Origin of the sequence: Rhodococcus sp. NPDC058521 (genome assembly GCF_042719695.1) — a bacterium.
In the GTDB taxonomy this organism is placed as follows: domain Bacteria; phylum Actinomycetota; class Actinomycetes; order Mycobacteriales; family Mycobacteriaceae; genus Rhodococcus_F.
Map to the genome: position 1 here is coordinate 125,595 of NZ_JBHXNL010000008.1, position 21,275 is coordinate 146,869.

14 protein-coding genes and 2 pseudogenes are annotated in these 21,275 nt (G+C 65.8%); 5 read left to right on the top strand and 11 right to left on the bottom strand.

Going from position 1 to position 21,275, the window contains the following annotated elements; translation table 11 throughout:
• Window positions 1–24: 24 nt before the first annotated feature.
• Together ACFWO3_RS14665 and ACFWO3_RS14670 are read left to right on the top strand one after the other, a co-directional pair.
• Window positions 25–348 (top strand): annotated as a pseudogene (locus ACFWO3_RS14665) (3-hydroxyacyl-CoA dehydrogenase NAD-binding domain-containing protein).
• The gene (locus tag ACFWO3_RS14670) at window positions 335–871 is read left to right on the top strand and encodes a 3-hydroxyacyl-CoA dehydrogenase family protein (protein ID WP_378578828.1); all 537 of its coding nucleotides are present in this window, start codon (window positions 335–337) and stop codon (window positions 869–871) included. The pseudogene ACFWO3_RS14665 and the gene ACFWO3_RS14670 overlap by 14 nt, the downstream one beginning before the upstream one ends.
• Here ACFWO3_RS14670 and ACFWO3_RS14675 read toward each other — a convergent pair.
• The gene (locus tag ACFWO3_RS14675; RefSeq protein ID WP_378578718.1) at window positions 868–1,284 is read right to left on the bottom strand and encodes a PRC-barrel domain-containing protein; all 417 of its coding nucleotides are present in this window, start codon (window positions 1,282–1,284) and stop codon (window positions 868–870) included. The genes ACFWO3_RS14670 and ACFWO3_RS14675 overlap by 4 nt on opposite strands.
• Before the next feature lie 105 nt (window positions 1,285–1,389).
• On the bottom strand, window positions 1,390–1,647 hold the full coding sequence (locus ACFWO3_RS14680; protein WP_378578720.1) for a hypothetical protein: 258 nt from the start codon (window positions 1,645–1,647) through the stop codon (window positions 1,390–1,392).
• Between the two features lie 147 nt (window positions 1,648–1,794).
• On the opposite strand from ACFWO3_RS14680, the pseudogene ACFWO3_RS14685 reads away from it, so the two are divergent.
• Window positions 1,795–1,956, top strand: a pseudogene (locus ACFWO3_RS14685) (CoA transferase); the annotation flags it as partial.
• 299 nt (window positions 1,957–2,255) lie between these two features.
• Window positions 2,256–3,533, top strand: a complete 1,278-nt coding sequence (locus ACFWO3_RS14690; protein ID WP_378578830.1) for a lipase family protein — start codon at window positions 2,256–2,258, stop codon at window positions 3,531–3,533.
• Between the two features lie 54 nt (window positions 3,534–3,587).
• On the opposite strand, the gene ACFWO3_RS14695 is transcribed toward ACFWO3_RS14690, so the two are convergent.
• The 8 genes from ACFWO3_RS14695 to ACFWO3_RS14730 all read right to left on the bottom strand — a co-directional run bounded on the left by ACFWO3_RS14695 (window position 3,588) and on the right by ACFWO3_RS14730 (window position 20,322).
• Window positions 3,588–4,739 carry a Wadjet anti-phage system protein JetD domain-containing protein gene (locus tag ACFWO3_RS14695; RefSeq protein ID WP_378578722.1) on the bottom strand — a complete coding sequence of 384 codons (1,152 nt, stop codon included), beginning with the start codon at window positions 4,737–4,739 and terminating at the stop codon, window positions 3,588–3,590.
• Window positions 4,736–8,038 (bottom strand): ATP-binding protein, encoded by a 3,303-nt coding sequence (locus tag ACFWO3_RS14700; RefSeq protein ID WP_378578724.1) that lies wholly within the window; start codon window positions 8,036–8,038, stop codon window positions 4,736–4,738. The genes ACFWO3_RS14695 and ACFWO3_RS14700 overlap by 4 nt, the downstream gene beginning before the upstream one ends.
• Complete coding sequence (locus ACFWO3_RS14705; RefSeq protein ID WP_378578727.1) at window positions 8,035–8,661, bottom strand: DUF4194 domain-containing protein; 627 nt, start codon at window positions 8,659–8,661, stop codon at window positions 8,035–8,037. The genes ACFWO3_RS14700 and ACFWO3_RS14705 overlap by 4 nt, the downstream gene beginning before the upstream one ends.
• Entirely contained in the window at window positions 8,658–10,160 is a 1,503-nt protein-coding gene (locus ACFWO3_RS14710; RefSeq protein ID WP_378578729.1) for a DUF3375 domain-containing protein, read from the bottom strand. The genes ACFWO3_RS14705 and ACFWO3_RS14710 overlap by 4 nt, the downstream gene beginning before the upstream one ends.
• 202 nt (window positions 10,161–10,362) lie before the next feature.
• Window positions 10,363–12,462 (bottom strand): DEAD/DEAH box helicase, encoded by a 2,100-nt coding sequence (locus ACFWO3_RS14715; protein WP_378578731.1) that lies wholly within the window; start codon window positions 12,460–12,462, stop codon window positions 10,363–10,365.
• On the bottom strand, window positions 12,459–13,751 hold the full coding sequence (gene brxD / locus ACFWO3_RS14720; RefSeq protein ID WP_378578735.1) for a BREX system ATP-binding protein BrxD: 1,293 nt from the start codon (window positions 13,749–13,751) through the stop codon (window positions 12,459–12,461). The genes ACFWO3_RS14715 and brxD overlap by 4 nt, the downstream gene beginning before the upstream one ends.
• A complete protein-coding gene (gene pglZ / locus ACFWO3_RS14725; RefSeq protein WP_378578737.1) occupies window positions 13,748–16,534 on the bottom strand; it encodes a BREX-2 system phosphatase PglZ in 2,787 nt (928 codons plus the stop codon). The genes brxD and pglZ overlap by 4 nt, the downstream gene beginning before the upstream one ends.
• Window positions 16,531–20,322, bottom strand: coding sequence for a DUF6079 family protein (locus ACFWO3_RS14730; RefSeq protein ID WP_378578739.1), 3,792 nt, complete (start codon window positions 20,320–20,322; stop codon window positions 16,531–16,533). Before ACFWO3_RS14730 ends, pglZ begins: the two co-directional genes overlap by 4 nt.
• A 230-nt stretch (window positions 20,323–20,552) precedes the next feature.
• Between ACFWO3_RS14730 and ACFWO3_RS14735 the strand changes: the two genes are divergently transcribed.
• On the top strand, window positions 20,553–20,876 hold the full coding sequence (locus tag ACFWO3_RS14735; RefSeq protein ID WP_378578741.1) for a ribbon-helix-helix protein, CopG family: 324 nt from the start codon (window positions 20,553–20,555) through the stop codon (window positions 20,874–20,876).
• Between the two features lie 48 nt (window positions 20,877–20,924).
• Here ACFWO3_RS14735 and ACFWO3_RS14740 read toward each other — a convergent pair whose 3' ends face one another.
• Window positions 20,925–21,251, bottom strand: coding sequence for a helix-turn-helix domain-containing protein (locus ACFWO3_RS14740; RefSeq protein WP_378578743.1), 327 nt, complete (start codon window positions 21,249–21,251; stop codon window positions 20,925–20,927).
• Window positions 21,252–21,275 lie beyond the last annotated feature (24 nt).

Genomic DNA, 21,275 nt, shown 5'->3' on the forward strand with positions numbered 1-21,275 from the left:
GGCGTGCTCGGTTCGCAGATCATCATGCAGGCCGCGTATCACGGTAAAACGGTCTCGGCCTACGACATTTCCAAGGAACTGCTCGACAGACTCCCGGACCGCTGGGAGTGGATGCGCGGCTACTACTAGCGCGATTTGTCAGACTTCGACGAGGATCGGTTCAACCGGGCAATTGCGTCCATCAAGACAACCATCGACATCGACGAGGCGGTTACCGACGCCGACATCGTTATCGAGGCCGTTCCCGAAAACCTCGACCTCAAGGAGGAGGTGTGGGCGCAGATCGGCGAAGTCCGCCCCGAAGAAGACGATCTTCACGACGAACACGTCGTCCCTGCGTCCCAGTGATTTCGCCGATGCCACAGGGCGGCCGGAGAAGTTCTTGGCATTGCACTTCGTCAACCTCGTGTGGTCGCACAACACCGGTGAAGTGATGATGGCGACCAAGACTGATCGAAAGTACTTCGATACCGTGATCGAGTTCGCCACGGAGATCGGTCTCGAGCCGATTCCGGTGCGTAAAGAGGTTCCGGGCTACGTGCTCAACAGCTTGTTGATTCCCTTCCTCAACGCCGCTGCGTACGTGTACGTCGGCGGCGTCGCCAACCCCGGCGATATCGACAAGGTGTGGAGAATCGCGACCGGGTCACCCGTGGGACCATTCGAGCTCTACGACACCGTGGGCTTCAACGGCGCACTCAACATCATTCGCAACAACAAGGAGGATGAGGGCCTGCAAAAGTTCGGAGACATGCTCGAGAAGGCAGTCGATGCCGGGAAGGCCGGTCTCGGCGACGGCAAAGGGTTCTTCGAGTACGACGCCGACGGTAATCGGACAAACCCCGCCGAAGAGTGGAAGCTCGCCGACTAAAGCATGGGCGGGTACGGGTAGACGTAGCCGGGCGACCAGAACGTCCCGTAACCGTAGTGGCGGTACAGGTGCTTGTAGAAGTCGGCGGTTTTCAGAACGTTCGGGTCATACGGTGAACTGTCGGCGACATGCTCCTTGGTGCGATCGATGTGCACCTCGTTGTCGGCGATTCGGGTGATCGCGTCGACCGGAATCAGTCTCTTGGTTTCACCGAATCCGAGGAAGCCGCCCGAGCCGATTCTTACGAATCGCACCTTCTTCTCGTCTTCGTCGACCACGAGTCCGTCGATGTGGCCGATCTCGTCACCATGGCGGTCGAACACATTCCGCCCCCGGATGTCGTCGGTGGGATTCTCGAGCAACAGGTCGGCGTCGTCGAGGTCGATCAGTGTGGGTTGCTGGTCTACTGTCACCTGGATTTCCTCTCTGCAACTGTGGTTCGGTGATCCGTAAGGAGCCCGGACCCGGCGGGCGTCCTGGGTAGTGAGCCGCGCACCACCGCGGCGCCGGTAGTTGTGTCAGCCGCCGAGGCTGCCCACTGTGGCCGTGAGTTGCGTAGCGTGCTGCTGCAATTCGTCGTCGCTGAACGAATCCGTGCCGGCCCCTTCTACGAACTGCCGCCGGGAGATGACCTCGAGGCCGGTGCGTGATTGGTCACCGGCTGAGGCCACTTCGGGATGGCCGTCGATCAGGATCAGGGTTGCATCTTCGAGGTCGGAGTCGAGGAGTCGCCGCAGATCGTCGGCGCGGATCTCGTCCGGTTCATGAGTTGTCATGCCGAATGAGTGCCCAGGTGCAGAACTCCCTAATCGCCGCCGAGTATGAGGTCAGCGGCTTGCTCAGGTAGGTCAAACATCGACAAACCGACGAGGCCGCGCACGGCCACTTCCTTTCACGACTACGGTGTGCCGCCTACCGATACGCTGCGTCACCGCGATCGGACCGGTGAAGGACAGCTCGTGAAGGTGAACCTGCTGTCGTCACTGCTGTCGGCATTGGCGAATCAGACTGGCGGCTATGTGTCTGCCGGGGTCGTCCCACAGGCCATGGGTAACCGTCATCCCAGCATCGCACCGTCTGAGGTGGTCACGATGTTGCCGCAACTGACTACAGGATGGTGTGTCGAGTCCATTGGCACGGCGGACCGGTATCCCCGGTACCAGTTTGGGATGCAGGTTGAGGCGTGGTCGACAATTCCTGCCGGAACGTGAGTTTTGACACTATCGGTCGGATGCGTCTAGTTTTTTGGTCGGCGAACCGTGCCGATCGAACCCCGAAGAAGGAGCACCGAGTGTCCGTCACCCCACACTCCCGTCGGACACTCGGAAAAGCCGGGACGGCATGGCGCCGCAGCGTCACCGCACGGCTCAGGCGCGCCACCGCCATCGTCACCGTTGCCTGCGCCGGCGCGGCAACCGTCACCGGGCTGGCCGCAGTGCCTGCCGCTGCGGCACCGGTCGACGACTTCTACCTTCCGCCCGCGCAATTCGACGAGACTCGAGGGGCGGTGATCAAGTCCGAGCCGGTGGATGTTCTGGCGCTGCCCCCGGCCGGGGACGGAACATGGCCGGTGCAGGCTCAACGAGTCATGTACACCTCCCGCACCCAGGACGGTGCCCCCGTTGCCGTGTCCGGGACGTACGTCGAAACGTCGGCGCCGTGGACGGGGCCGGGTGAGCGCCCGACGGTGATCGTCGCGCCGGGAACGGTCGGGCAGGGCGATCAGTGCGCGCCGTCGGTGGCGTTCGCAAACGGGTTGTACGCGCAGGTTGCCCCGACACCGTCGATGTCGGTCAACCAGGAGTCCGTCTCCACCGCGTTGTGGACTGCCCGCGGAGCACGTGTGTTCGTCACCGACTACATCGGCCTCGGCACCCCCGGTATCCACACTTACGTCAACCGGCGCGAGGCCGCCCACTCCGTTCTCGACGCCGCACGCGTCGCGAACACGTTGTCCGGCACCGGAACCGACACACCCCTCCTGTTCTGGGGGTACTCGCAAGGTGGTGGCGCCACCGCCGCCGCGGCAGAACTGCAGCCCAGCTACGCACCCGAACTCAACCTGCAGGGAGTGTGGGCGGGAGCGCCGACCGCAGACCTCAATGCCGTGCTCGCACAGGTCGACGGGACCCTCATCGGTGGCGTCATCGGTTTCGCACTCAACGGGCTCGTTGCCCGCTACCCCGAACTCGAACCCCTGATCGATCGGGTGGCCAGCGAAAAGGGGAAAGTCGTTCTGCAAGACCTGAAAACGGCATGCATCGGCGATGTCATCTTGACGCGGCCGCTCCTGCGCACCAGCACCCTGACCGTCGACGGACGCAGCCTGAACGAATGGCTCGCAGAAATGCCGAAGGCGAGGGCCGCACTGGACGATCAGCGCATCGGGCGCCTCACCCCAACGGCCCCGATTACCATCACCAGTGCCTTCCACGACGACACCGTCCCCTACGGGCAGGCGCGGCAACTCGCCGAAGATTGGTGCGGCCAAGGCGCATCGGTGCGGTTCCTCACCAATCAGATGCCCCCGATCGCGCCCGGATCGACACTGCCGAATCACTTCGGGCCGCAGATCATCGACGGATACCTCTCCGACACGGTGGCCAATCATCTCGTCCATCAGCTGGGGGATCAGCCTGCGGCGGGATGCTCGTTCGCCTGAATGCAGGCGGGCGCGCAGAACGTGTCGCTGGGTCAGCCGACTAGTGTGCGAGCGTCAGCGGTGGGTGAGCGCCGCGGAAATCTGTTCGAGGACGTGGTTCCACGGAATCCGCTCCTGCTCGAGGCGTAGGTTTTCGGTCCGCACGATCTCGAGGGCCGAGGCCTCGTCGGGCGTGAGATGCGCGAGTGCGCCCGCAGCAGCTGAAGGCTCAGGTACCGACAGGTACCGCCATCGGCTGAAGGTGTCGCAGTCCATCAACATGCTCCGCACCGCAGGCAGGTGCTGTCTGAGTCGATCGAGAATCGCGAACCCGTGCGTATCCAGATCGCCCCAGTACACGATGTCGGCGCGTGCGAGCCATGGCAGCGTCGCCAGTTCGTGCACCACGTATCCGCTGCCATGGACCGCAACCGCGCCGGGAAGGTCGGGCAGCGCATGCACACCTTCCTTGTTCTCGAGAATCAGCACCGTACTCGGATACACGGGTAACGCCGCAAGCTCCTCGGTGGAGGCCGCGAACACTCGCGGTGCACCGGGCAGGAGTGCGCGATCGAGTATTGCGACGTCGACCAGCCGAGGTAGCGTCCGCACCCCCAGCGCGCCGTCGCCGCGCATAGCAGCGAGGAGTGATTCGACGAGCCCCCGATGCCGCGTCACCCACTTCGTGTCGACACCCGGAACAGGAAGCTGCCGAATGAGCAAGCCCGACGCGGGATTGGCGAGAAGCCACCGCAATGCCGTGATCATCCGGCCGAAGTCGTTGTCGTCGAGCGCATCCCATGCTGTTGCGGTCGTTGCGACTGCGGACGACAGTGGTTCTGCCGGCTCAGGAACCAATGCGATCAGGGCTGCGCGCCGGTCGATGAGACGTCGCCACTGCGATGTCTTCCGTGCTGCTGCCGCGATGGCCGTCGCACCGGGATAGACGACGCGAGTAGGGATGTCGTGAGTTCCGAAGCTGGGCCAGCGTCTTCTCACCCAGTCGACATCGCCCGGCCCATCGTAGGACTCCCAGGCCCGCACCCAATCGCGTGCCGCGTCGGGATCGTGTGCGACCTGTGCCTCTGAGGGCGCCCGCAATCCGATGGCGAGAGTATCGGACTCGGCGGCGTCCGGGTCGGCGAGCCATCGTCGGCGTCGTGCAGTGAAGGTGGTGGCCGCCTTGGTCGCCGCCTCTGCAGGCAGGAGGAAGTCACGGCCGGTCATGATGGATCGACCTCCCATTCGATGAGCGCGATCTGGGAGTACCTGTTGTCCCGGATGCTGACCGCTGCCGCTCCTCCGATGTACTCCTCGAGGGTCTGCAATAGCTTGAGCGGTGTCGCGAGGACCATGTGGAACCCGAACTGGGCGAACACGTCCAGCGCTCGTCGGGTGTATGCAGAGTCGGCTCGATCGAACGCCTCGTCGAGGATCACCGTCCCGTACTTGGGTGTGCCTTCCCCGTCAGGTGCGAGCTGGTAGCGCAACGCCGCAGCGAGACAGAAGAACACGAGCTTTTGTGCCTGACCGCCGGAGAGTCCGGAGCTCGAGTCGTGGTAGTTCCGCACCTCACTGCCGCCGTCGACCTCGACGCCGATGAAGCTCACGTGCAGACGGGTGTCGAGGACTTGCCGCTGCCAGCGGTGATCGGCGGGTTCGCCGGAGGCGAGACGGTCGAGGACCGCAGACATTCGTTCGAACCGTTCTTCCGCCGTGTGGCGCTCCTCTTTGCCCCACGACCCGGAATTGATCTTACCGAGGTCGTCGAGGAACTCGGTCGCGGCGGGGGAGCGTCGTTCGCGGACGTCGATGCGCAGCCACCGGTCGACGTCGAACGCGGAATGTGTCAGCGACGCGTTGACGGGGTCGATGCGGGAACGGATCTCGCCGGGAGCTTTGCGGATCGCCCGAGCGAGCTCACCGATGTTGCGGGCGGACTGATCGTTGAGGAGTTCGAAGAACCGGTCCTCGTACTGCGGCAAGCCGTCGGAGCGCAGGCGCGCGAGCACGGCCAGTGCATCGTCCACGTACTCGGCATCGGGTCGCAGTTCACCGGCCCGGGAGTTCCACCGGTCCAGGTATTTCGTGAGTATCCGCACGATTTCGGAACTCGACGTGGAAACGGTCTGCTGAGCGCGGCGGTTCTCGTCGCTGATCTTCTGGTTGATGGTGAGGACGGCGCTGTCGATGTTGGCCGAGGTCAATCTGCGAGAAACCTGGGCGAAGCGCTTGCCGAGACGTTCCGCGATCGGTTCGGGGACCGAGGTCGCGGATACATCCCGGGTTTCGGCGATCTTCTCGTCCAGTTCGTCGAGGGTCTTGCGGTGTCCGGTGAGGGCGGAGTCCGCGGCCGAGTACGCCGCATTGGCGTTCGCCTCGGTGGTGTGGGCGCGTTCCAGTTCGACGACGAGGGCGGCGTGTTGAGGATTGTCCTGCTGCCACCGCGCCAGCCGCTCTTCGGTTGCAGTGAGCACGGATTCGGCCGACGCGAGGTCGATGTCCCGCCACTGCGCGTCGAGGAGCGTCTGCGCGGCTTGATTCTGGCGGGCTATGGTGCGGTCGCGTGTGTCGAGTTCGTCGAGGCGAGCGGACAGGGTCGTGATCGTCGTCTCGAGTTCGTCGATGCGGCGCCGGATGTCATCGAGTTTGGCGTCGTTGTCGAAGCCGAGCACCCAGCGGCTGCGGTCGTCGATGCGGCGCCGGTCGTCCTTCTCGTGGCGTTCGGCGGAGTGTTTGACTTGCCCGGCGCGGGTTACCGCGCGTGGGTGATCGGCGAGTTCGATGACGGTGGCAACGCAGGGGTAGTCGTAGTGTTCGGCGAGGTGGTGGTGAATCCACGGGGTGAACGCGTTGTCGGCCACGTCGAGTCGGCGCACCAGAGACTGCGGACCTGTCTTGGCGGTGGTCGTCGATGAAGACAGCGGACGCACCCGGCGGTAGACGAGACGTGTACCGAGATAGGTGTCGTCGACGGCTGCCAAGACCGCACGGTAGAGGGCATCGGGGACGAGGAGGGTGCGGGCGAAGCCGCCGAGGACGCGTTCGATCGGCCCCGCCCATTCGGCGTGGTCGTTGCCGATGGCGATGAGTTCGCCGGCGAAGGGGAGTTGGTCCTCGGTGAGTCCTGTTGCGGAGCAGATGTTTTCGCGTGTGCGGAGCAGGGCCGGGTCCATGTTGGAGCGGCGCCTGGCCACCACCTCCCGATCGGCGACAAGCGAGTCCCGTTCGCGGATGGCGACACTGCGCTGGTCCGACAGTCCGTACCGCTCGCCCAAGCGATCCTCGTGACCAGCCGCGGCCTGCGTGATCTGGTCTTCGAGGTGCGTGCGAAGGACGATGAACTCCTCGGCGGTGGTCGGGACCTCGCCGCCCCACGTGGCTACGGCTTTCTCGACGCGATCGCGGCGCGCCCGAACCTGCTCGACAGCGCGCATTTCCGCGTCACGTTGGGCGTGCAGGACTGGGAGACGTCCGCCGTCCACGCCTTCCAGTTGGACGCGCAGGTCGACAGTGTTGTCGCGGGCGCACTGCGCGGCATCCGCTGCTTCTCTCGCTCCGGCCTCGAGCAGCGGGGTGCGCGCCATCATCTCCTCGCGCTCGTCGAGGAGGAGTTGTAGTGATTTCTGGGATCGGACCGCGTCGAGGTGTTCGAGTTCCTCGCCAGTGTCGACCTGCACCGTCAGTGCGGACTTGCGGGTGGCTGCGAGTTCTTCGAGCGGTGCGAGCGCCGCGACCTGCAAGCGGGCGTCGACGACCACCCGGTGGGCCTCACGGAGGTCGTGGAACTGGGCGACGGCTCGCTCGACCATGGTGAACGTATCGGGGGTGTCGAGCATGTAGTCGCGAAACAGCTGGTCGAGGCTGCTGAGAGATTTCGCGGACAGTGTGCGGTGCAGGAGTCGTTGCGCGCTCTCGGTGGAGATGCCCAGGCGGGAACGGAAACTCCGTGCGAACGGCGCGTAGGACGGGTTGACGGTCGCGTCGGGCCAGCGGCGGCGGATTGCCCGGGTGTCGATACCGCGGGCGACGAACGGTTCGAGTTCGGTGAGGTGGAGCTCCTCGTCGAGGATCAGGTGCAGGTGGTTGACGTCGGAGACGGCGTTGCGGCCGCGCCCGAGATGCATGAGCTTGAGGAGAGTCAGCGGTGGGCCGTCGGATCCCGTGCGGTAGGTGATGGCGATGCCGCTCCACGTCGCGCCCGGGCGGAGGTAGGCGGTGACGAGGCCGTCGGTGTCGACGCCCGCTTCTCGGCGCCATGCGCCGCGCATGTAGCTGACGAGGTTGCGCCCGGACTTTCCGGTTTCCTGAGCGGCGGCGTTGAACTGGACGCGGTCACCCGGCATGAGAACCGCGGAGATCGCGTCGATGAGCGTCGACTTGCCGGATCCCGAGTTGCCGGTGACGAGGAATCCCTTGCGTGCGACCGGAATATCGTGATGGCCGTGGAGAGTTCCCCAGTTGACGACTTGTAGGCGGGCGAGTCGACGCTGCCCGGGATGAATGACGACGGGTGCGCTGGTCATTGCGTCTTCTCTTCCGAGATACGCCGGAATTCGGCTTCGACGGCGGCGACCTGGTCGGCGTCGAACAGTTGGCGAAGTACCGGTGAGATCTCCATACGGTCCTCGGTGGATGTCTTCGACAACAGCGAGTACTTGCCGAGTTTCGTCCAGGATGCGTTGATGCGTTTGGCGTATCCGGCGGGATCGGTGTCGCCTTCCCCCCGGTACATCTCCAACTGTTGGGCAATCTCGTCGCGGTCGACGATTACTCGCTCGCCCGGTTGGGCACGGAGCAGCAGATGTCGCAACGCGAGGAGCATGACGGTGTCCATGAAAGTCAGACGTTCGGTGCGCAGCACGGTCGGGGCGTCGACTTCGCCGGTGTCGGCGGGCCGAGTGAACGCGATCTCGTTCTCGTCGTCTACGACCAGATCGAGGAACACGTCGGCGACGCGTGAACGGAGCAGCTTCTCCTCGCGGATCACCGTCCGCCACACCTCCGGATGCTTGGCGGCGGTGATTAGAGGCCCTTTGAGGAGCTGCACGAGTGCGCGACGCGTCGACACGTCCAGTTCGCCGTGGTCGCCGGGGTAGCGGGCATGAGAGGCATCGTCGGCGCCCTCGTCGATGTCGGGACTGGTCATTCGGGTACCTCCTCCTGGGGCGTCGATGTGGCGGGGCGGCTGGCGAATTCGTCCGCCGCCGGATCGAAAAGGTAGCGGCGGATCATCGCCTCGCGGGCCACACCCGCGACGGAGGTCCACTCGACGCGTTCGGTGCCGTCGGTGGTGTGACCGTGCCGCGTCGCGAGCACCATGAGTCCGACAGCACTGGCGAGCCCCTGCGTGGCGGGGTGCTCGCGCAGTACGTCTGCCACCGTCGCCCGCCCGCGGCTGCGCAATGTGGAGGCGACGTTGTCGGCGAGTTCGCCGAAGTCGATCTCGGATTCTCGGACCAGTCTGCGCAATTCCTCCAGGTCGACGATGCCGGGATCCTGGGTGTGGATAGGTTCCGTGACGAGGTCGTCGCTCGGGTTGTGCAGCTTGAGCGCTGCGACCGATTCCATGCTCATGCCGATGCGGACCAGTTCGAGGTCGACAAGGTCGAACGGTCGAAGTGTCCGCGTCACGCCCACGGCCTTCTGCTGCGCCGACCGCAGGAGCTTCTGCAGCCGGCGGTGCTCCTCGTAGGTGCGGGACTGAACGAAATGCCGCAGTGAGCGAGACAGGGACGTCATAGTCGAATGCACTTCGGATGCAGCAGTTTCCATCTCGGTTAGTAAGGTGCGGAAGCGGCGGCGCTGCTCGAGATCCAGCTGTTGCGCGAAGGGTCGGTCCAGGATGGCCTCGATCCAGTCGTCGATCTGAGAAGAGCGAGCCGGGTCGAGGATCGTGTCGTAGAAGGCGGTGAAGCTGCGCCCGTATTCCGATTGGCCGATGAGGTCGACACCGCGGAACACGTCGCCGAGGGTGTCGCCGCGGTCGGTGTCGTCATCGAGGATGCGTGCCCGCAGGTCGCGGTTGAGTTCCTCGAAACCGGACCGGACGCGTGCGAAATCGCCGGGAACCTCGGAGGCGAGGGCCAGGATCTCTGCGGATCGTTCGACCGCGCGGGTGCCGTCGAGAACGGGAAAGTCGCCGGACTCGACGGCGGCGATCTGTCGGTCGAGTTCGTCACGTTCGGCGCGTAGCGCCGCGAGTCGCGTTTCGCTACGCGGATCGGAGTCACGAGCCAGCGCATGCAATTGGGTGGACAAAGTCGTCAGCCGAGACTCCGTGACGGCACTGACCTGCGAGGTGAGGCCGGCGACGAACGCCATCGCCGCGAACGCGCCCTCGGTGGGCTCGAGTGTCTCTTCGCGTGCGGAGTCGCTGGTGCGCCGCAGCAGGAATCCTGCGCGCACCCAGTCTGCGCAGTACCCCTGACCGGTGCGGGGGAAATCGAGGCCTCCGTCTCGTAATTCCTGCAGGTCGGCGTCGATCCGGGCGAACAGTTCGGGTGCGGGCATGCGTCGCGTGCCGTGGTCGAATTGCCTGTTCAGCAATGCCAGGACGGCGGGAGCGTTATCGGATCGCAGAAGTGCCCATCCGGCGCTGTCGGCACGTTCACGAAGGAGCCGGTGGACGTCGCCGGTTGCAGACATCGTGGCTCCTTCCAGTGGCAACCCGGACATGGTTGCACGAAGGCCCGACATGACAGGTCGGTGGTCCCTTTGTCGGTGTCACACCACGTAGGCCGGTGCACCGACTGCGCGAGGTAGCTTTGCCAGGTCATCGCACCGCGACCGACCCACGAGCCGTAGTCGTCCAGGCGCGGTTGCAGGTTTGATCGGCGAACTCGGCGCCCTACGTCCGGATCTGCGACTTTTCTCCGAGCACCGTCTCAGCCTTGGCGAAGTTCACCAACCGCGCGGCCAGCGTCCGTCGCGCAAGCCCCTCCGGCAGTGCTGCCGAGAATTTCAAACCCTTCAGCGCACCGTGGTCCACGGCAGGCAAAGGTCTGGCCGCATTACGTGAGCGCAACGACGCCAATCCGGCTCGAATCTCGGAGACCGTGAGATCGGTATGCAGCCGAATCGATTCTGGGCCGATCCGCTGCCGGGCCGGCACGAGTTCGTGTGCCCATGCTGCCAGCGTCCGGTTGGACTTGGCTCCCGCCCAGGTCCACCAGCGCCATTCGTCGCGGACATCTCGCGCGATGACGAATGCTCCGTCGGTGACATGTTCTGCGCGCTGCAGGCGTACGTCCTCGAGCGTTGCGGTGGCCCGTCGGGTCAGGGTGACTCCTGCTGGCTGAGCGCCGAGCAGAACATCCCGTACTCCGCGGGTGATCTCGAACGACGCACCATCCGGTAGCGACATCCACTTGGCGCGGCCCTGAATGTCGGTGCTCTCCACGAACACCTGACGCCGGTTCCAGTCGATGTGGGTGACCTTCCACGACCGGCCGCCGAGCAGCAGCACCCGTGGGCCCTCGACCTCGTCGGTGAGCACGCCCGTCTCTACAGACCCGATCTCCTGGCGTCCGGCATACACCCTGAATTCGGGTGCGGCGGTGAACACGGCGAGCAGCTCCATGAAATGGCGTCGACCGAAGTGCTTCTCAGCCTCCGGCCCGATGAAGGCAGTGCCGGAGTCGTGTTCGAGGAAGCCTTCTTCGACGAGGTAGTCGAAGATTTCTTGGCCGTCGGATCCCAACAGCGGCAGCTGACCCCACGTGTCCTGCCATCCGGTCAGCGGAACACGGCGGGTCTGCAGCGCCGATGCGAGGATCTGCTGGGCCGCAATGTGCCGGGGTTCGGGCGTGGGCACCACGGGCTCGACCCAGCCGGACGACCAGCACTGGAGCATGCCGAGGGTGCTCAGCACGGCTTCATCGGTAAGCCCCAGAAACAGGCAGTTGCGGGTGGTGCCAGGTCGACGGCCGGTCCGACCCAAGCGCTGTAGGAACGAGGAGACTGTCCGGGGCGCATTTATCTGGATGACGCGGTCGAGGTCGCCGACATCGATGCCCAGCTCGAGCGTGGAGGTCGAGACGATGACGCAGTCGCGTGCTTCGGCGAATGCCTGCTCCGATTCGCGGCGCTCGGCGGCAGACAGTGACGAGTGCGAGACGAAGGTGGTGATGCCGTGGCGCCGCAGCAGGGTGCCGAGTTCCTCGGCGAGGCGCCGCGAGTCGACGAACACCAGTCTCTTCTCTCCGGTGTGCAGCGCGGCGATGACTTTGGCGGCGTTCTCCGCGCTCCCCACCGAATCGACGGTGATCTCCGGGACCACGGCAGGCCCGCCAACCGTGGGCGCTATGACGCGACCAGGTGTTGTATTGCCGCCCTGCAGCCAGCCGAGCAGTTCGTCCGGGTTGCCGACGGTGGCGGACATCCCGACCCGCTGCACCCTTCTGCCGAGCAGTGATTGGAGTCGGGCGAGGACGGCCAGCAGGTGCCAGCCGCGGTCGTCTCCGGCGAAGGCGTGCACTTCGTCGACCACCACGGCCTGCACACCGCCGAGAACTTCCGCAGCGTCCACACTTTCGGAGACGAGCATCGACTCGAGTGATTCGGGGGTGGTGAGCAGGATGTCGGGTCGGTCGCGTTTGATGCCGCCGCGGACCGATTGGCCGACGTCACCGTGCCAGGTCATGGCGCCCCGACCTACCCAGGAGGCGTAGTCGGCCAGTCGCGGCTGCAGATTGTTCAGCAAGGCCTTGAGTGGGCAGAGATAGAGCACCGAGATGCCGGTCCACCGCTCTGCCTGCATCCGGGTCAGCAGCGGGAACATCGCGGCCTCGGTCTTACCACCGGCGGTGGGCGCCAGCAGGATCGCGTCGGATCCGGTTGCGATCGGCGCGACCGACTCGTCTTGCAGCGGTCGCAGACCAGGCCAGCCGAGCGAGTTGACGATGTGGTGCTGGATGATCGGGTCGAGCTCGTCGAAGCCCGCCGTCACAACTCGACCTCGTCTGCGGTGGTGGCGCGCACGATCTCCGTTTTCTCGTTCTCGGCGATCGTCAACGAATAATGCTGCCGCGGGTCGAAGTCGGGGAACTGGTCGACGCGGTCGAGTATGTCGGCGACCAACTTCTTCAGAAACAGTCGCGGTGACACACCAACTTTGCCGCCGAGTTCGCCGGCAACCGCAGACGCGAGGTCCCTCAGGTAGGCGTCGTCGACCATCGACCGGATGCGTTCTGGGGCCGACGAGCCGTCGGCGTAGACGTCGCGCACACGAATGCCGACTTCGACGAGCCGGTCGAGATCGAAACCGGTGAGCCGCACTTGTGGTGCTCGGGGGTTGTCGAACCGGGCATCGGTGCCGAAGTCGGTGTGCAGGCGTTGTGCGAGTGGTGGGAGTGTTTGTACACCGGACCGTCCGTCGAAGAAGGCAGGGGTACCGGTGATCATCAGATACAGGCCCGGGTAGCGGCCGGAGTCGAGTTCGTCGATCCACTGCCGCAATGCATTCAGAGCCTTGGCCCGGCTGTCGCTGCGCATCCGCTGCAGCGTCTCCACCTCGTCGATGACCAGCACCAGCCCCGGATGCCGGGCGCCTTTGAGGACCGCGAGGAGCCCTTGAAGGAAGCCCATGGCGAGGAAATGGTCGACGTCCTGCCTGATTCCGGCGACTCGTTTGGCGGCAGCGCCTACGTGTGGCTGCCCGCCGAGCCACGCGATGAGCGCGTCGGCGGTGGCGGCATCTTCGCGTTCGAGGGCGGCGCGGTAGGCGCGCAACACCATCGGATACACGGGTGTTGCGGTCGCCACCGAGGCGAGGCGCTGTTCGAGCAGTTCCTCCACCTGTGCGGCGGTGGCCTCGTCGACACCGGCTGCGGTGGCGGCGTCTTCCTCGATGCCGTACAGCCAGGCGTCGATCACCGGACGAAACGCGCTCTTCGCGAAGGCGGAGGTGCGTAGTTCTTCGATGGTGCGCCGGTACACGGTTTCGAGTTTGTGCAGTGGGGTTTCGAGTTCGCTGATCTGCACTTCGGCGACGGCGAGGCCACGGCGCATCGCCCTTTGCTCCACCCATCGGGAGAAGAAGGTTTTACCGGATCCGTATTCGCCGCGCACCGCTTTGAACAGTGAGCCACCGGCGGCGACCGCGTCGAGGTCGGCGTCCACGGTGGCGGCGAAACGGTCGATTCCGACGGCGAGCACGTCGAGGTTGCCGTCCGGGACGGTGCCCTGGCGCAAGGATTGCAGGATCTCCCGGCGCCGCACCGGGGATAGGCCGCTCATGGTTCCACCCCGAATTGTTCGAACAGCGCAGCGGATTCGAGCTCCACGTCCGTCCCATGTACCGACAACACGACGACACCATCGGTGTTGAGTACCTGTGCGAGGACTTGCACGGCGGGGCCTGCACGGAAGGCTTTGACACCGAGGATTTGCGCGGCCCGCGCCAGCGGCAGCACCCCGTGTCCGTCGATCGTCTCCCGGAGTAGTTGGGCGATGGCCCCACGGTTCATCTTCCGGCCGAACATCTTGTACTGCTGGGTGAACAGGCCGGTGGCGAGGAGTTCGGCGACTCGGTCGCGTCCACCGGCAGGTGCGGCCACGGCAGCCTCGGTGGCGGATGAGCCGCCGAGGTCGAACAGTGATTCCTCCTGTGCCGCAGCTTTGACCGGGGTCTTCTTGGCGGGCTTCGGCGCAGGCGTCGCGGCCGCGACGGGCACCGCGACACGGGCGGGTTCCCACCATCCGGGTTGTGGCGGCGGCGCTTGCGTCAGGCCGAGATGCCGTGGTGCGGTGCCGTTGACGAGGACGGAGACTGGGATGGCTGCTTCGGCGAGCGCGCCGCCGCCGTGGTAGCCGGCTTTGAGTCCGGTGTACCGCAGCTGTTCGTCGACGGCGAGGACCGCGCGGTGATCGTCCGTCAGGACTCGGGGCCCGTCCACGAGCACCTCGTCGGCCGGCAGTGTCGCCGGGTCCACTCCGGTAGCGAGCCGGTACCGTGCTGACACTTGTTGGCCGCGTTGCGCGCTCGGTTGTTCGCGACGTTCGACGACGTGCCCGTGGTCGGAGACGAGGACGACGGTGCGGCCGACGGCGGCGGCTGCGGACAGCAGGGCGTCGAGGCGTTTGAACCGGTCGGTGGTCCATACCGTCCCGATCGGGTCGGAGCGGTCGAGGGCGTCGTCGATGTCGTTGAGCACGCAGGCGATCACCGGCCGGTGGGTGGTGTCGTCGACGGCGGCGCGCACGTCGACGCCGAGGGCGTTTCCGCGTGCGATGGAGTCGATCTCGCCTTTGTGGAACAGGACCTGCCCCTGGCTGGTTGGCAGGCCGTGCCCCGCCAACCAGGAGAAGAAGCCGGTGCGTTCTTCGCGTTGGCTGCCGCGGGCGAGTACGCCGGACAGTAGCGAGCAGCGGGAGAACTCGGTGACGGTCGGTAGCGCCGCCAGGGCGACGGTGACCGGCTCGGTGTTCTCGGGGACGTACTCCTGCCACTGGGGGCGGTTGCGCCGCAATGCGTCGGCGACCACTTCGTTGGCGGCGGAGGCGCTCATCCCGTCGGCGACGATCACAAGCACCGCTGAGGGGAGCGCTTCCTGCATGGCGCCGTGCGGGCGCACGGTAAGTGGCAGTACGACCTTGTCGAGGACGTCCTCGATGTAGGTAGGGGCGTCGGGGCCAGTGTGGCGGCGCGTGCCGGTGGACGCCAGCAGGGTGGCGAACACCTGGTCCTGTTTGGCGCGGCGGGCACGGACGGCAACCACTATGCGGTGCGCGGCGGCGGCGAGGGTGGCGTCGTCGGCGCCGACGAATACCTCGTCGACGGCGCCGTCCACCCAGGACAGCTCGGCGCGATAGTGCGCGAGCCAATCGGCGAGCGTGGTGGGGGAGGTGTCGGGGAGTCTGGTCCAGCGCAGTAGGCGCAGGGCGGCGGCGCCGACCCGAACATCGCGCGGCGCATCGGGGAGGTCGGCGCGGGCAAGTCGGTGTGCGGTGACGTCTGCCCAGGTGTTTTCGACGGATGTGAGGGTCTCGGAGTTTTCGGCGGCTGCCAGCGCGGTGGCGAAGCGGGTGAGCCGCGGTGCCAGTGCCGACGGCAGCACGTCGGAGCGTCCTACCAGGGTGGTGGCCTGCAACCGGGTGACGAGTTCCTCGGCGCGGCGCAGTGTGTCGTCGGGTACGTCGGTGCCGGCGACCGCCAGGATGGCGGTGTTGGCCCACGCGGAAAGCTGTTGCTCGGTGAGTCTGTGTTTTCCGAGTTCCACCTCTTCGAGCAGGGTGCGAACGCGCACGGTGGCTTCGGTCGGCGCGGGGAACACGGTGGCTGTTTTGGCGGAGTCGTCGATCAACGCGGCGACGAGTCCGAGGGGGACCAGTTGCGCTGGGCCGCTGTTGCGCCACACCAGGGTGATGGCCCGGCCGAGCGGACCGAGTTTGCGTTCGAGCCAGACGTAGAACTGGTCGAGCAATGTTTCGTCTACCCGCGACTGCCAAGCGGTAAAGCGGGCGGTGCGCTCGGGGTCGGTGGACCACAATGCCACCTGGTGGGGTGTGAACTCGTTCGGCGCCAGTCCGAAGTTGCGGTGGGCCAGTGCCCCGAACAGGTGGTCGCCGGTGAGTACCCCGCCGGGCGCTGGTGGCACCGTGTCGTCGAGCACGCGAAGGGCGGAGCGGGCGGCGTTGTTGTCGAGCGAGAGCAGATTGAATTCTTGCCGGGTGGCCTTGAACAGCTCCCGCAGCATCGGCCAGGGGTCGAGATTGGACAGTGTCCCGGCGACGAGGTGGTCGCGCACGCCGGCGGGGAGGTCGGCGGCGGACCGGTCGGTGAGGATCACCACCCAGTCGTATTGTGACCGTTCGGTGAGGGCGTCGCGGATGGCGAGCATCGAGGATGCGGTTCGCACCCGCACCGACTGCCCGTTCAGGTCCACCACGTCCGACCCGTCCCAGGAGGGGATCGCCGCGAGTGCAATGACCCCGGATTCGTGCCGGCTTCGGCGTGCATTGTCGATGGCTGCGCGGATGCCGGCGAGGTCTGCTTCCGGCAGCGTGAATGCAGCGGTCATCGTGGCACCCGGGTGATGGTGACGGTGAACTGGTCGTTCGGGTGCTGCGCGAGCAGCACGCGGAGTCGTTCCTCTACTGCTGAGGTGGCGTTCGCGCCGTTGACTGTGAAGGAGTGAGAGGTCTGGGTTGCGTCTGTGGGGGTCGGCGCCGGCGGGTCGAGTTCCACCGTGTTCGGGTTACTCGGCGGAGTGACTGGCGCAGGCGGGGTGCTGACAGAGTTCGTCACCCCGGCCTCGAGCCAGGCGTCGCGGGCGCGGTCGGCCGCAGCGAGTGCCTTCGACAGCGACTGGGTGAACTCCTGCGCCTGTGCGGCTTTCGCGAGATCGGTCAGGATCGCCTTGGCCTGGATGGCGCGCTCGTCGGTGCCGGTTGCGGCGTCGCGCAGTACGTTCCAGCGGCTCACCGGGTATCGGATCAGCGCATTCTCGATGAATTCGGCGGTGGCCAACGACTTTCCAGCCTCGATGTCGTTGCCGCGCAGCGACGTCTCGGCGATGACGGAGACGAGGTCCAGGTTGGTCACGTGCGCAAGACGCGTGTCGAACAGGTCAAGCAGGTCCGCGGCGAGTGCGTGGCGGCCCTGCGCGGGGTCGAGACCGAAGTATTGGTAGACCTGCGCGAGTGAGGACACGAATTGGCCGCGCCCGGTGAATCCGGAGCGGGTGTAGTCGCGGACCTGGTCGGCGAAGGCGGCGAGGTTGGTGGCGGTGAGGTATTCGTTGACGGTCTGTCCGGTCCATGCCTTCCACCGGGTGACTGCATCCGTCCACGCTTGCCGTTCGGGCAGCGGCTCGAGCCGGAAGGAGGTGCGGGGGCGGATGTCACCGATCATCGCCTCGGTGGTGGGTGAGGAGTGCAGGAACCAGGAGCGTTTGGTCTGAGCAGCCCAGGCTGCGGCGATCAGGTCGACCATGTCGCTCGTGAGTCCGCGCTTGGGTCCGCTCGCGGTGATCGCGGTTCGCAGCACCTCGATGTCGATGTCACCGTGTTCGTCGGCGGACAGCCGCGCGAGTTCCTGGGTGATGCGAGTCTGCCAGGCGGTGAACTGCTCAGGGCCGAAGATCAAGTGGGTCTCGTTGACCTTCGCCAACCCGAGCGGTTCGACGACACGGCGCGCGATGTCACGGTCGCCGCGGGCCCCACCCTCGAGGGGGATGCGCCCGTCGACCTGGGATTGCGCCTCCCGAAGCCGGGTGAGGACGGTGTTCAGGTCGCGCCGGGTGATGAGGGTTTCGGCGGGAGTGAAGTCCGGATGGTCGGGGTAGAGGGCGTCGAACGCGTCGCTGATGAGTCGGTCGGCGGCCTCGCCGAGGGTGTTTCCGATAGGAGGCTGTGCGGCGAACCCGGCGTGCAGGGATCGCAGCGGTGGCTGTCCCTCGGGGAAGCTGGCCCCAGAGGCGGTGCCGTAGGCGACCTGGATGGCGTTGCCGAGTTGCCCGCGCACCTGTGTCTGTTGCTGCTCGAGGATGGAGCGGGCGGAGATGCGGTCACCTTCGGACAGTTCGTTGGAATAGGTTGCCCAACGCTCTCCCGCGAGAACGTAGTTGAGCACCACGAGACGGCCGAGCTGGCGCACCACCTTGTCCGGGAAGAATCGCGGTAGCCAGGCGACGGTGAAGCGGTCCTGTCCGGTGCGCAGGAGTTCGGAGACACGGTCGTGGTCTTCGGTGATGGTGTGGCCGGGGTCGTCGAACGGTAGGTCGATGATCAGTCGTAGCGCGCCCGGGTTGACGGGGCGGAACCGTTCGTCGGCGAGGTAGCCGCGGTCGCGGACGTTGCCGAACACCACCTCGACGGGCCGGGCGGTGCCGCGCCAGACGATGTTGCGCAGCAGGGCGTCGTCGAGGGTGCGTTCGGCGCCTTCGACGCGGAAATGCTCGCCGAGCAGGGTGCGCATCAGTTCGCGGCGGCGGCCGTCAGTGTCCTCACCTTGGGCGCGGGTGATGATCCGCTCGTAGTCGACGGATTCGAGGGTGACCGCGATGATCGGGTTCTGATCCGAGGTGACGGACAGTTCGGGGATTTCCGCGGCCCATTGCTTGACCTTGTTGGTGATCTGTCCGACGGTGTCGCCCGGGATGAGGGAGACGACGCTGCCGTGGTTGAGTGATGCGAGGCGCCCGGCGTCGATCTGCCCCAGTGCGGGCACGTTCGGGGCGACCGCGGACATCAGGAGGGTTTTGGCGATGCGGATGTCGGCGCGCAGACCGGCCGGCACCTCGGTGTCCGGTGTGGATTCGTCGACGCCCGCATTGCGGAACAGTAGCGGCCGCAGTTTTTCGGTCCACAGGGTGCGCGCCGTCTTGAAGGTTTGTGCGGCAGCGTCGTTGATGGGGGTGGAGTTGGCGCTGTCGATGACGTAGTCGAAGGCTTCGCCGACGGGGATGACGTGGTCGATGGTGAGCCGGTCGGCACTGTCCTGCAGCATCTGCTGCATCACCTTCAGCGCGGTGCGCTCGCGCTGCATCTGCCCGGACAGCGCCCGCAGTGTGGCGATGAGGGCGGGGGAGAACGGGTAGGTGAGTTTGAAGGCGTCGGCGTCGGAGCCGCGGTACTGGTCGTCGGTGTTGATGCCGTCGAGCAGCACGTCCCACACCTGCGGGTTGCGGTCGAGCCGGTCGAAGGCGGCGTCGAGGGCAGCCTGAGCTTCGGCGCCGAGCGGTTGCAGAAGACGCTTCTTCGCGATGAACGGCAGGTTTTCGTCGCCGAGGACGACGGTGCCGAACCGGCCGGCCTGGTGTGCGAACGCCTGCTCGAGTGCCTGTTGGGTGGCGCCGGATTCGGGGCCACCGGCCACCCAGCGGGACAGATCGTGCTGGCGGGCGATGAACGAGGCGATGGGGACGGCGAGCCGACCGCGGCTGGTTTCGACGAGCTTGGTGATCTTCTGCACCTCGGCGTTGAAGCGTTCGCGTTCGGTGATCAGGAATGTCAGCCACAGCACGAGCTCGTCGAGCATCAGGACGACGCCGTCGTAGCCGAGGGATTTGGCGTGGTCGGCGATGACGGCGAGTCCCTCTTCGAGGGAGAGCCAGTCGGTGTTGCGGGAGTAGCTGGTGAAGTAGGAGGCGATCAGCGCCTGCTGCAGCCTGGCCCGTTCGGCGGGGTCGGCTTCGGGTGCGGTACCGGCTGTGTAGGTGTCGGCGTTCCAAGTGCCGGTTGCGGCGCCGAGCGCGGCCCAGTTGACGGTGCCGGTGGACGAGGCCGCGCCGCCGGTGGCGTTGAGGGCGGCGAAGAACTTCTCGTCCCCGACCTCGGCGCGGCGGTTGTCGGCGTCGGTGAACAGGCCACCTGCGGAGTGCAGCACCGGCGGCAGCGCGCCCGGGTGCAGCTGGGAGATCTGGCGCAGGTATTGCTCGAACAGGGCAGATTCGATGGTGGCCGAGTCGAGGAAGTGGAACGTCAACCGCAGCAGGTTCGCCTCGGAAATCTTGGGGTGCTTGGCGACGATCGGCTGCAATTCCGGGACCGACAGCGCCTTGGGGGAGTGCCCGAGGATGCCGTACAGCACAGCCATGAAGTGCGACTTACCGGAGCCGAAGGAGCCGTTGAGGTAGGCGGCCTTGTTCTCGCCGCTGCCGAGCGACTCCTCGACCACGGACAGGGCCCGGTCGAACGCTTCGGCAATGGCGGGGGTGACGACGTAGGAGTCGACGGTGGCAGCCAGCTGGTCATCGGCGACCGAGTCGGACAGGCGCAGCACGTAGTCGTTGGTGCCGTGAGTCTGCGGGATGTCGAAAGTTTCGCGCAGCGTGCGTGCGTTGCTGGACGTGGCGCCGGGGAACATTGGGTGCTGCACTCCGTTCGAGCGGGGGTTCTGGCCGGTGGTGGATGTCGAACTTGTCGGCTCCGCGCGCATTACATCGTGCCATGACGTGGTGACACGAAGGTGGTGGCCACACAGGAGCGTCAACCACACCTGGCTGGTGTGATTGTGTACTACAAAATAACGGATTGTGGAGTACGATATTGAGTGGCTGTCGACTGGGTTAGCAGCGCGGACGAGGCGATACGCAGATGAGTAGCAACGACAAGAACACCGATTACGACGAGCTCTCCCAGTGGGCTGAGCGCGATATGACACTGCCAATGGAGTCGGATGCCGCCGAACGTGGCGACGATGCCGCGGCTGCAGGCCGTGCTCTGCTCGAGCGGGTTGGCGTCGGGCGCCCGTCCTTGGCGCGGGATGCGGGGATCAGTGGCGCATCGCCGAAACGCCAGGTACGGCTCCCTCGGCCACTGAGCAACAAGCTCGATGAACTCGCCGAACGCCAGGACCGCAAGCCCAGCGAACTCATGCGTGAGGCAGTCGAGGAATACGTCCAGAAGCACACTGCGTAGCTATGGGGTGAAGTCGGTGAACGAGGTGCGCATGAACCAGGAATCCGACTATCGGGGACCTGCCAGTTCGACTGGGTCGTGTTCGATCGAATCGGCCGCACGCTGGACTGCTTTGCTGGTGTGCTCGAACGCGGTGGTGGCGCCGAGATCGAGCATCGCGCCCACGGCCAGCGCGTAGCGTCGAACTGTGGCAAGCGTCGGGTTGGTGCCGCCTTTCTCGAATCGGTACACCACGGCTTCGTCGACACTCATCGATGATGCGACCTCTGCCACTGTGAGGCCAGACGAGACGCGGATTGTCTTCAACTCGCGGACCAACTTTGTCTGCTGCCGGGCGAGGTCAATGCCCAGTTGGTCGCGTTTTTGCTGGTCCATCGCTGAATCCCCTTCCTTGGCGAC

Coding starts and splice junctions, on each gene's coding strand:
- ACFWO3_RS14695 (WP_378578722.1), bottom strand. CDS start 4,739: ATGACCGGCCGTGACTTCCTCCTGCCTGCAGAGGCGGCGACCAAGGCG.
- ACFWO3_RS14730 (WP_378578739.1), bottom strand. CDS start 20,322: ATGTTCCCCGGCGCCACGTCCAGCAACGCACGCACGCTGCGCGAAACT.
- ACFWO3_RS14710 (WP_378578729.1), bottom strand. CDS start 10,160: ATGTCTGCAACCGGCGACGTCCACCGGCTCCTTCGTGAACGTGCCGAC.
- pglZ (WP_378578737.1), bottom strand. CDS start 16,534: ATGACCGCTGCATTCACGCTGCCGGAAGCAGACCTCGCCGGCATCCGC.
- ACFWO3_RS14735 (WP_378578741.1), top strand. CDS start 20,553: ATGAGTAGCAACGACAAGAACACCGATTACGACGAGCTCTCCCAGTGG.
- ACFWO3_RS14680 (WP_378578720.1), bottom strand. CDS start 1,647: ATGACAACTCATGAACCGGACGAGATCCGCGCCGACGATCTGCGGCGA.
- ACFWO3_RS14740 (WP_378578743.1), bottom strand. CDS start 21,251: ATGGACCAGCAAAAACGCGACCAACTGGGCATTGACCTCGCCCGGCAG.
- ACFWO3_RS14700 (WP_378578724.1), bottom strand. CDS start 8,038: ATGACCAGCGCACCCGTCGTCATTCATCCCGGGCAGCGTCGACTCGCC.
- ACFWO3_RS14705 (WP_378578727.1), bottom strand. CDS start 8,661: ATGACCAGTCCCGACATCGACGAGGGCGCCGACGATGCCTCTCATGCC.
- brxD (WP_378578735.1), bottom strand. CDS start 13,751: ATGAGCGGCCTATCCCCGGTGCGGCGCCGGGAGATCCTGCAATCCTTG.